This is a genomic window from Actinobaculum suis (assembly GCF_900102025.1).
GTDB lineage: Bacteria > Actinomycetota > Actinomycetes > Actinomycetales > Actinomycetaceae > Actinobaculum > Actinobaculum suis.
This window is the reverse complement of sequence record NZ_FNAU01000017.1, coordinates 26,748-37,544: the sequence shown is the minus strand read 5'-3', so window position 1 is coordinate 37,544 and position 10,797 is coordinate 26,748. Positions and strand designations below refer to the sequence as shown.

General features: G+C 58.8%; 5 protein-coding genes and 1 tRNA gene. 1 reads left to right on the top strand and 5 read right to left on the bottom strand.

All coding sequences use genetic code 11. The annotated features are described in order from the left end of the window. The coding region (locus BLT47_RS08210; RefSeq protein WP_143021821.1) for an IS3 family transposase at window positions 1-839 on the top strand (839 nt) is incomplete at its 5' end. Window positions 840-1,177: 338 nt separating this feature from the next. Here BLT47_RS08210 and BLT47_RS08205 read toward each other — a convergent pair. The 5 genes from BLT47_RS08205 to BLT47_RS08185 all read right to left on the bottom strand — a co-directional run bounded on the left by BLT47_RS08205 (window position 1,178) and on the right by BLT47_RS08185 (window position 10,706). Beyond that, the gene (locus tag BLT47_RS08205; protein ID WP_074663665.1) at window positions 1,178-3,208 is read right to left on the bottom strand and encodes an ATP-binding cassette domain-containing protein; all 2,031 of its coding nucleotides are present in this window, start codon (window positions 3,206-3,208) and stop codon (window positions 1,178-1,180) included. Between the two features lie 2 nt (window positions 3,209-3,210). Next, window positions 3,211-5,142 (bottom strand): ATP-binding cassette domain-containing protein, encoded by a 1,932-nt coding sequence (locus BLT47_RS08200; protein ID WP_049619653.1) that lies wholly within the window; start codon window positions 5,140-5,142, stop codon window positions 3,211-3,213. A gap of 568 nt (window positions 5,143-5,710) precedes the next feature. Beyond that, window positions 5,711-5,784, bottom strand: a tRNA-Met gene (locus BLT47_RS08195). 339 nt (window positions 5,785-6,123) lie between these two features. Then, window positions 6,124-9,177 (bottom strand): UPF0182 family membrane protein, encoded by a 3,054-nt coding sequence (locus BLT47_RS08190; RefSeq protein WP_256332588.1) that lies wholly within the window; start codon window positions 9,175-9,177, stop codon window positions 6,124-6,126. Window positions 9,178-9,470: 293 nt separating this feature from the next. Next, on the bottom strand, window positions 9,471-10,706 hold the full coding sequence (locus BLT47_RS08185; protein WP_083330179.1) for a YlbL family protein: 1,236 nt from the start codon (window positions 10,704-10,706) through the stop codon (window positions 9,471-9,473). Between the last annotated feature and the right edge of the window lie 91 nt (window positions 10,707-10,797).

Genomic DNA, 10,797 nt, shown 5'->3' with positions numbered 1-10,797 from the left:
CTCTATCTGTGGGTTATTCGGTGCGCTTTGCCTGCCGGGTCGTCGGGGTATCCACAGCGGCGTACTACAACGCCCGCAAACGCCACCAGAAGCCTAGCGCGGATAAGTACGCCGCTTTGCGCAGTTGGCTGGTCACCTTCGCTGGTGAGTACCGACGCTGGGGCTATCGCCGCGCTTGGGTGAAAGCCCGACAGGCCGGCTTTACCTGTGGCCGTGATGTGGTGCGCCGCCTGTGGCGCCAGGAGGGTCTGCGGGTCTTTCCTCGCAAAGCTGCTAAGCGACGCTGCTTGCCCGTGCCAACACCCCGCACGCAGCCAGCGACGTGTCCGGGGCAAGTGTGGGCGCTGGACTTCCAGTTTGATAGTGACTACCAGGGCAAAACCTTCAAGATCTGCAACGTGATCGACGAGTTCACCCGTGAGCATGTTGGTTTCGAGGTCGCTCGGTCAATTACCGCTACTGCGGTGATTGACCTGCTGGAGAATTTAGCCACTGTGCGTGGTGGTAGACCTCGGGTATTGCGTATGGATAACGGCCCGGAGTTCATCAGCCAAGAGCTGACTCAATGGGCAGCCAAGCAAGACACTATCGAAGCGTTCATCCCACCGGGAATGCCCTGGCATAACGGGTTTGTGGAGTCCTTCCACAACCGGCTACGTGACGAGCTGCTAGAAGACGAGATGTTCGACGACCCTGCCCACGCGTCGCACTGCCTGCGACTGTGGTCAGAGCGTTACAACACGCATCATCCGCATTCGAGCCTAGGATTTATCCCACCGACTGAATACGCCAACCAATGGCACCAAACCCAGGAAGGCACTCAAACCGACCGGTCCTAAAAACTAGCCCGGCCCATGCGGGCGACACAAAATGACAAGTACTGCTACCGGAACTGTATGAGACATTCGGAGTAGCCACGGAAAGTGTCTGCTAAACAAAGGCCTCCCCGTAGGAATTATTCACGCTCTCCCCGTAACACCATCAGATCCGCGCGCCGATCCGCAATAGAAATGAAAGCCCAGACGCGAGTGGAAACCACCACCCCACCGACAATCCCTCTAATCCAGTATCAACAAAACAAGGGTAATCCCAATCACCCCCATGTCCACTTTGCGTGGGGGCCTTCTTCGTTTTCTTTTGCTACAACAAACCGGTCAATCTCCAGGTAGGGCCCAATTCAGGCTTCGTGAAGCCCGGTCGCCTGTGCTTCGAACATTTCTCTGTAGAGCCCGCCCTGCGCCATCAAGGCGGCATGTGTACCCGATTCCAGAATTTCGCCGTTGTGCCACACAAGAATCAGGTCCGCGTTCTTGGCGATACTCATCCTGTGCGTGACGTAGAAAGTAACGTTCGCGTGCCCGGTTTTATCGAGGAACACCTTCGCCAGTTGCTCTTCCGCAAACGCGTCTAGGGCACTCGAGGCTTCGTCGTAGGCAATTCTTCCGGCCTGCGCGTACCGCAATTGGAAGCGCGCGCGAGCCACCGCCAGGCGTTGCCATTGCCCGCCCGAAAGGTCATGCGCACCTTGCCAACGAGTGCCGAGCACGGTGTCTTCACCCTCCGGCAAATCCGCAAGCACGCCCCCAAGTTGCACTTCCTCCAGCGCTGCGCGCACCGGATCAGCTTCCCGCGTGAGGTTTGCATCCTGACCGGCCTTCGGTTCTTGCACGAGGTTTGGTTCCTTAGCCCGGTTGGCCAGCTTCGCCACCCGGTCGCGTGAGAAGGCCACGTTTTCCATGACTGTTGCTTCGTAACGTAAGAAGTCCTGTAAAGTCGCGGCGACGCCGGTGGCCTCACCTTCCCACTCGCATACGCCGGCGCTTGGTTGCCGTAGTCCGAGCGCAAGATCAAGGAAGGTGGTTTTCCCGGATCCGTTGCGGCCGACCAAAGCAACCGTGCTCCCGGCCGGAATCTCAATGTTTACATCGTGGAGCGCATTTTCTTCCGTGCCCGGATATCGATACGTCAAGCCCTCGCAGCGCAGGGCCACCGCGCATGCCTGCGAGGGCGCCGCGGAAACCGGAGGCTGGCCTGCCACTTCCGCGTGGCCCTGGCCCGCAACCTTCGTCTGCTCGCGGCAGGCGGGCGCTTCCGTTGTGTTTTCCCGAGCAGTTTCGGCAACGCTGCCCGCGTTTGCGTGGCGTTCTTCGGTGGTGGAGGTAGCCGCGTAGTGGGCGCACTGCTCTTCCACCCACAGGGCGCGGCGGACCGCCCGCGTTGAGCCGAGCAAACCGCGTAGCAACTGCGGTACCGCCCAAGTAACGTCCTTGAGCTGCAAAGTAACGAGGAAGGCACCGGCCAGGGCCGAAGCCATGGCTGCGCCCGTCGTGATCCGCAAGGTCAAGAAGATAATGACGACGGCGGTAACGAGTGGGACGATGAGCGTGGGCAAGGCCATGGCCCGATATCGGGTACCAGCCGCTCGGTCATAAGGCGCACGCCAACCCCGCAGCGTTTTTGCGAACCGGTCGCGCAGATACGCGCCGGCATGCCACAGGGTGCTTTCATTACGTGCCAGCGGTGTTTCTACAGTCTCGTAGAGAAGATCGCGGCGCTCTTCCTTGCTTGCTGAGGCCGTTTCTGCCTGCTCATCCACGGCGTCTAAACGGTTTTCTATCAGCAGCGCGGGGATTGCCCCGAGAGGAATCACCACCAGCCACGGCCAGATTAAAACTGCCGAAACCGCAACTCCAATGAATTGCATGATGATCCGCAAAGCAGAGAGCCACCCATTCGCGATCTGCGCGAGCAACCCGGCTCTTTGCGTGAGCAATTGAGTTGCGGCAGCTAGTTGTGGTTCGGCCAACTGGTCTACATACGGAACTGCCGCGAGCCCGCGGGCGATCGAAGCATCATAGGAATGCCCGACCGCACGGATCACGTTGAGCCGCGCCGTCGTACCTACCACGGTGGCGCAAATATTGAGGAAAACGACGCCGGCTAGAATCCCGGCGCAGATGCCCATCAGCTGCGCATTATGTTGTAATGCTCCTTCCACCATGAGAGTGACGAATACCGGGGCAAGCCCTCCGGTCAGAGCCGCTAGAGGCTCAATGAGGGCCAGCAGGAAAGCTTCGCGAGCACTGCGCCAGGCTCGGCGCATCACGTCCGAGACGGCGCGGGCGCGGGAAATATCGCGCGGTGAAGACATCCGTGCTGGTGGAGAAGACTGCGAACTATCCGATGCTTGCGGTTCTGTTGCACGCACGACTACTCACTCTCCTGTCCGTTGTGCGAAGTATGAGCGACTTCCGATGTGCTGCGGGTATGTGCGTTAGTGCCAGCAGCTTGGGGCATTCCGGCTGTTTCCCGCGTGCTGGTGCCGGCAACGTGCCGCGTGCGGATGCCGGTCACGTGCGACATTCCAGCTTCTTCCTCCGGTTCGCTTTCGGTTGTTTCGGGCTGATCGGCATACAGGTGCCGCTGGGTTTCGAACATGTGGTAATAGGTGCCATGTTGTGCCATGAGTTCTTCGTGGGTGCCGTCTTCGGTAATCCGGCCCCCATCCAAAACCAAGATCCGATCAACGCTTTTTACCGATCCCAACCTATGCGTGACGAGCAATGTTGTGAGCCCGCTGGTCAGCGTGCGGAAATCTGCGAAAAGGTCGCGTTCAAAAATCGGGTCCATGGCTGAGGTCGGCTCATCGAGGATCACGAGCCCGCCGCGTCCGCGCGCGAAGTACAGGCACCGGGCCAAGGCAATGCGTTGCCACTGCCCGCCGGAAAAGCCGGTCTTTTCCGCCGTTTTCTCGCCGCTCGTGAGCCACTGCGCGTCCACTCCGGCAGCCTGTGCAATATCCGTTACGTCTACACCTGGAAACTCTTGGCCAAGCTGAATATTCGCGAGCGCCCCGAAGGGATAACGAGTTGGGGATTGGAAAACGACCGCTGCTTGCCCACGCGGCGCCCCTCCGTCGATGCTGATTTTTCCAGCGTCCGGAGTTTCTAAACCAGTGAGGAGCTTAATCAGTGTTGATTTCCCGGAACCGTTGACGCCCACCAGCGCCGTCGTCGTACCTGGCTCTAAAACGAGGCTCAGGTCAGCGATCACCGGGGCGGAATTTTCCGGGTCGTAACTAAAGGAAAGATGATCGATCTCCACCTTCGGCGGGCGTATCGAGCCGGCATCCAGTGAATCAGCGCGCGCGGTTGGCGGTGCCGATAGCGCAGGGCTCGGCTGCGTGCGTAGCGCGCGGAATTGGGTGAGGCGGCCGACGACGCCGTTGTACACACTGTAGATAATCGCGGAAGAACCGATCATGCCCAGGCCGGTGAGATTCATGGCCGCACCGACAACCGTTACCACGGTACCGGCAGTGGTGGCTCCCGTCCCGGCGCTCAACGCTAGAGCCACGAAACCTCCCAGGTAGGCAAGGAAAACGAGGATGGCAACCAGGAATACGCGGCGCGCCTGCCCGGAAACCGCACCCAGGCCGGATGCCTTGTACTGGCGCCAATACTCTTCGAAACGCCGCAAGAAGATCTTGGCCGTGCCAAAAATACGGAGTTCGCGCGCATTAGTTGAGCGCGTGAGCAGGGCGTAATAGTAATCTGAGCGCGCCTGGGCAGCGGGCGGAGCACTCTCGAGGCTTCGTGACCACCCAAGGCTTATGTATCCCAAGATTACCTGTGCGCCGGCTAGGAGAATCGCGATCCAGATATTCCACTGGGCAATGAGCAGGAAAGAAAGGAATCCGCTCATGCGGTAGAAGACGACCGTGCAGGCGTTATCGAGGGCGTCGGTGACCTCCCAGCGCGAAAGATCCTTGGTGGTGCGCGAGATTTGCGGGGCCGATAGCTGCGCGGGAGGCACGGCAAGGATTGTGCGGAACCAGTCGCGGTGCAAGTTTTCGAGGGCGTAGCTGGTGCCGCGCCCAATCAAATACTCGGAGATCGGCTCCAAAATCCCGCTGGCAATAAGTAGCCCGGCTACTGCCGCAAGATATCCCCAGATGGCGCGAAGTTGGGCGCCATCTAGTACGGCTTGAGTGAGCAAACCGAAAATGAGGGGCAGGGCAGCTGCGCAAGCCGCTTGCGCCAGCATAGCTAGCAGGGCCGTACGCCCCCAGGCTCCAGAAATACGCCAGAGGTGGCCAATCCACCATATTTTCACGTGGTTCTCTCCTTTAGAGACTTTCATTAGCCCGCTTCCCGGCAGTTACCGCTTTTCTTGCTCCGCTAACGAGTTTTCTTACTCCGTTAACGAGGGGGTTCACGTCCAAGCCCTGAATCATTGCGGAAACCACCTCCGCCTCAAACCGCCGAGCCGACGCCTCGCCACTAAATGAAACAAAACTCGCAATACGCCGGGCCGTTTAACGTTACAACAATCTGATCAACTGCACACGCCTCTGCCAAAGCTTTAATTTTCGAAACTGTGAGAAGAGACCCGTTCGTTATTATTGTTGCCCCATAGATTGCATCTCTAGAAATTGAGCTTCTTACCTTCTCCGAAACCTCAACCATTCTGCGGCAGCCCATCATCGGCTCACCACCGAACCATCCCACGCGAATCTGGCGAACGTTTGAGGCTGTTGACGCCGCGACAATGCGGCCTACAACTTTATCGGGTCCATCTGGTAGGGGCCTATCTTTTCGACGTACCTGTCTGCAATAGCCACAGGCCAATACGCCCCACATTGCACCAGAAGAAACAGTAGAAATGATAAAAGCCCCAGAACCAAAAGGTTCTGAGGCTTCCTCAGTAGTGGCGGGGGCTGGATTTGAACCAACGACCTCCGGGTTATGAGCCCGGCGAGCTACCGAACTGCTCCACCCCGCGGCGACAGATATCTATATTACTCACCTTTCATCAAAACCGCAAGGTGTTTTGAGTAACATCGCGCATCGCGCATTCGGAAGCCGCACAACATGAAGTCTCGCGGCATGAGGCCGCGCACCAGAAAGCCGCGTACCGGGAAACAAGGGCCGCGTACTAGGAAGTAAAAGGGAAAAACAAAGCAGGCGGGGCACGTTCACGATTGAACGTGCCCCGCCTGTAGTCAAACCGGCCTTAGTTTCAGAGACGGCGCTTAGTGCCGAAGCGAGCGGCGCCACCTTAACGGCGCTTAGTGCCGAAGTCAGCGGCGCCCCTTTTATTTAGGGCGGAGTGCCCTACTTCTTAAGGCCGGAGTTCCTTGTCCGCGGCTACGGCTTGGTCCAGGGCCTTTTGGAGCTTGTTTTGAGCGGCTCCGTAGCCGGCCCAATCGCCCTTCTTCATAGCCTCTTCCGCTTCCGTTACGGCCGCTTGCATATCGCTCAACGCTGCGTTCAGCCGATCCTGTGCCGGAGCGTCCGCTGCCGGGGCGGGCGCTGCCGCCTCGCCAGGCGTTGGCGCGGCAGTGGGCTTATCCTTCGGCGCTTGCGACTTCGGAGCCGGCGTGGCTCCATCCTGCGCGTCCTTGCCATCGCCTCGCGCTGCTGGCGGTACGCGGTCGCTCTTCGAATCTTCCAGCGCGGCATCCCCGGCTTTAGCACCGGAATCACCACCGAAGGTTTGATCCAAAGATTCCTGCAAAGTGGGCGCGAAACCGATTCTATTGGAATCCCCGAAGGCCGTGAGCACGTACTGCATCAACGGGTAGCTCGTACCCGAAGAAGCCTGCACGAACACGGGCTGCACGTACAACATGCCCCCACCCACGGGCAAGGTCAGCAAGTTACCGAGCCGCACCTGGGTACCACCCTGGTTGAGCAGATTCAACTGCCGGGATACGTTCTCATCCGCCAAGAAGTTATTCTGCGCCTGGCCGGGACCCGGCACCGTCAAATCTCGCGGCAGCTCCAAGAGCCGCATCTTCCCGTAACCTTCGCGGATCTTGCCGTCCTCATTACCCGCATTCGAATCGACGGCCAAGAAGCCCGTCATAATATTCCGGTTGGTTTGCCCACCCGGAATAAAGGGCGTAGAAAGCGAGAACTCGGCACTATCTTGCCCCGGCATTTGCAAGGTCAAATAGTAGGGCGGCTGGGCCACTCCGGCGCCCGCCTCCGGCTGGTTCGTAACAAAAGCTCCCTGCTGGGTAGTCGTCGTAGCCCCCGGATCGGTCGGAATATTCCAGAAGTCACCGGTGGTGTAGAACGAACCCGGATCCGTCACGTGGTAACGCGTGAGCAACTGGCGCTGCACCTTGAACAGATCCTCCGGATAACGCACGTGAGCCATAAGATCACCCGGCATTTCCGAAACCGGGGTGAGCATGCCCGGGAAAATACGGTCCCACGCGTTCAGAATCGGATCTTCCGCATCCCACTGGTACAAAGTCACCGAACCGTCATAAGCATCCACCACGGCCTTCACCGAATTGCGGATGTAGTTGACCTGCGCGGATTGCTGCACCTGCCCGGTCAGCGCATCCACCGTCGCTTCTTGCAAAGATTCGCGTGCCGAATACGGGTAGGAGTTCGACGTCGTATAACCATCTACCATCCACACCAGCCGCTTCGGCGTATCCGGATTCCCATCCATATCCACCACGGCCGGGTACACCCGGGAATCAAGCGTCAGGTAGGGGGCTACGCGCTGCACGCGTTCCTTCGGATCACGCACGAACAGAATCTGGGATTCATCGGTAACCCGGTCCGAGAACATGATGTCCGTAGAGCGGTATTTGATCGCATACATTAGCTTGTTCCAAATCCCGCCCACCGAGGGACCGCCGTTACCGTCATAGGTGTTGTACTGTTGCCCGCCCGCAGAATCGGAAGGGTAATCAATTTCCCACGGTTCCGTACCTTCCGGGGCGCCCACGATCGAATACTCCGGCAAGTTTTGGCCGAAGTACACGCGCGGCTCATAGTCGCCCAGCTTGTTGATGGAAGCCTGACCATCGGCCGCAATACCAGCCTGGAAGAACTGCGGCTGGCCTTGCGTCGTCGTCGTATTACCGTAAGCGGCCGCTACACCGAAACCGTGCGTATACACCGTGTGTTCGTTAATCCAGGTGCGCTGGTTGGGATCTAAGCCATCCAAGTTCAAGGCACGCACGCCAATTACGGTATCGCGCAAAACCCCTTCTTTTTCATCCGGCAGCTGGTAGCGATCTACCGCCAACTGCTGCGGGAAGGCATAGTACTGCCGGTTTTGCTGCATCTGGTTAAAGGTGGGGGAAACAATATTCGGATCGAGGAGCCGAATTTGTGCGGTTGCTTCCGCATCCCCCGCAAGCAGCCCAGACTCGGCTTCCGTACGGGCCTGGTAGGACTTGGTCTCAATATCGTCCATCCCGTAGGCCTTCAAAGTCGCATCAATATTGCGCTGAATGTACGGGGATTCAGCTTCGATTGCGTTCGGCCGTACCTGGAAGCTTTGCACGAGCTGCGGCCAGGCCCAACCCACGGCCAGCGCGGAAACTACCGCCACGATCACGCCCGTGGTCACCAACCGCCACATGCCGCGCAAGGCCGAAACCACAAAAAGCACGGCAATAATCAGCAGCAGAATCGCCAGGATCGTTCGGCCCGGCAAGACCGCATTAATATCCGTGTAAGAAGCACCCGAGAAACGTTCATTTTCTCCCAGCAATAGGTTGTACCGGGAAATCCACAGCTGCGCCGCGAAAATCAAAATGAGAAGGAAGCCGAGGATCGTCAAATGTACGCGCGCCCGGTTCGTGGTGCGGAACTTGCCATCTTCCACGCTAATTCCGCCATACAGGTAGTGCCCGATGGCAGCCACCGCGGCCGCCACAATAATCAGCGTGGTGAAGAAGGTCAGAATCGACTGAATTACCGGCAAAGTGAAAACGTAGAAGCTAACCTCGCGGCCGAACTGCGGATCCACCTCCCCAAAGGGCGTGCGATTAATCCACGTGAGATAAGTGCGCCATTCCCCGGCCAGCGGCGCCCCAAAAAGCAGGGCAATCGCAAAGGGCAAAATCAAATACGTAAGCCACTTGTGTTTTTCGGCCAGGTTACGGTAGCGCAGCACATTCGCCGGAATTGAAACCGAATCTGCCTGTTTTGGTTTCGTAGCGCGAAGGTTGACGATCACCGTGGCCATCGTCAGTACGACGCCGATAACGCCGAGCGCCAGCGCCCACCCCCACTGGGTGAAGAAAACCCGCACTGCACCGAGCTGGGAATACCATTGCACTTCCGTGTAGACGTTTGCGGTAACCACAAGCGCCGCCACGATAAGAGCAAGGATCACCAGCGTGGGGATGAATGCTCCCAATCCCCCTGATCGGCGCGTGCGCGTCGAAGTCTGGTAAGTAGTCAAGCTGAAGTCCTAACGTTTCCGTGTTCTTTCGCACACGGCTTTTCCTACAATCTGTTAAACGATAACCGACCGCAGGCAGCGGAACCAGTTTCCACGCTAGATATGTGGGCAAAACTTTCTTCAGCGAAAAATATTTTCGCCTATACCTACCAGGGGTTTACTCTGCGTCCGCCGCAGGAAGGGCCTGCACGCCCCTGCACGCCCCTGCACGCCCCTACCCGCACCTGCCCGGTTTTGCTCGGCAGGTTTTATTCTGCGTCCGCTACAGGAGGGGCGTCATCCGCAGGAGAGGCATCTGGCACGTGCGGGGCAGCTTCCACAAGCTCGCGGCAGGTGGGTAGCTGCGGGCGCTGGCCCGCACCAATTTGTGTGGCCGCCGCTATCGCTTCCTGAATATTGCGCACCGCCCACACGTTCATGCCTTCCGGTTCCCAATCCACAGTTTCCGGGCAGTTTAAAGCCGGGGCAAAGAAATCCGTAGCCCCTTCCGCCGCCGCGCCGCGCAATTTATGTTGAATCCCGCCAATCGGCCCCACTTCACCGTTGAAAGACATCGTGCCAGTCCCGGCAATCGTGGCCTTACCAGCAAGCGACCCGGGCGTGAGCTCGTCATAAATAGCGAGCGTGAACATCAAACCGGCGCTCGGCCCACCAATATCTTCTACCGCATACTTTGCCTGCACCGGCGATTCGACGTCGCTCACCGTCACGCCGATGCCCAGTTGCGAACCGGGTTTCACCCAGCCGGAAGGATCGGGACTGTAGGCGGAAGTCACAATTGTGACTTCCCCGGGCTCGCCCTCGCGCAAATATCCCACCTGAACGGGGGTGCCCGGAACTGTTTGTGCAAGCAGTTTCGCCATTTGCAAGAAACTAGTAGTTTCTACGGACTTCGTGGCGCCCGGTTGTGCGCCGTCGGCCGCGGCACCCGCGGTACCAGACTCGCCGCCCGGCTCGGTGCTAGGCGCGTTCCCAGCGGCGCTTCCCGGCACACTAAGTGAGGTAAGCACATCGCCGGCGGTGAGCTTTCCCGCGGCCGGGCCTCCTTCCAGAGCTCCGGTAACGGTGAGTTTCATGCGCACGGGATGGCCCGCCAGTTCGGCAGCAACATCTGCGGCCACGGTTTGCGAATCTTGCATGGCGGCTTCGTTTTGGGCTTCATCTTCCGCGGCCGTATAGGAGCGCGGGTAGAGGGCACGAATGGGCAGGAGCTGCGAGTTTTTATCGAGCAGGGCCACCGCGGCCAGGGCACCGGGCACACCCACATCCGGGTTTCCCGCGGCAGATACCGTGGTCATGTAGTAGTTTGATTCTGTTGGGTAAGTCTCGGCACCGGAAATGTCCACGAGTTTGACGCCGTCGATCTCCCCCACGGTGTCGATAGCGGGCCCGGCAGATTCAACCAGGTATGCGCCCGGGGTGACGAGTGCGATAACGGAGGCGACGGCGAAAGCCGTGCCACTTCTCAAAGTTCCTTTAGCCACCTGCCCATCATGCACCACGAGTCTGGAAAATAGGATAATTTCCCATACCTTTCCTAGTACCTTGGGAAGGTAAAGGTAAACGCGTGCGGAA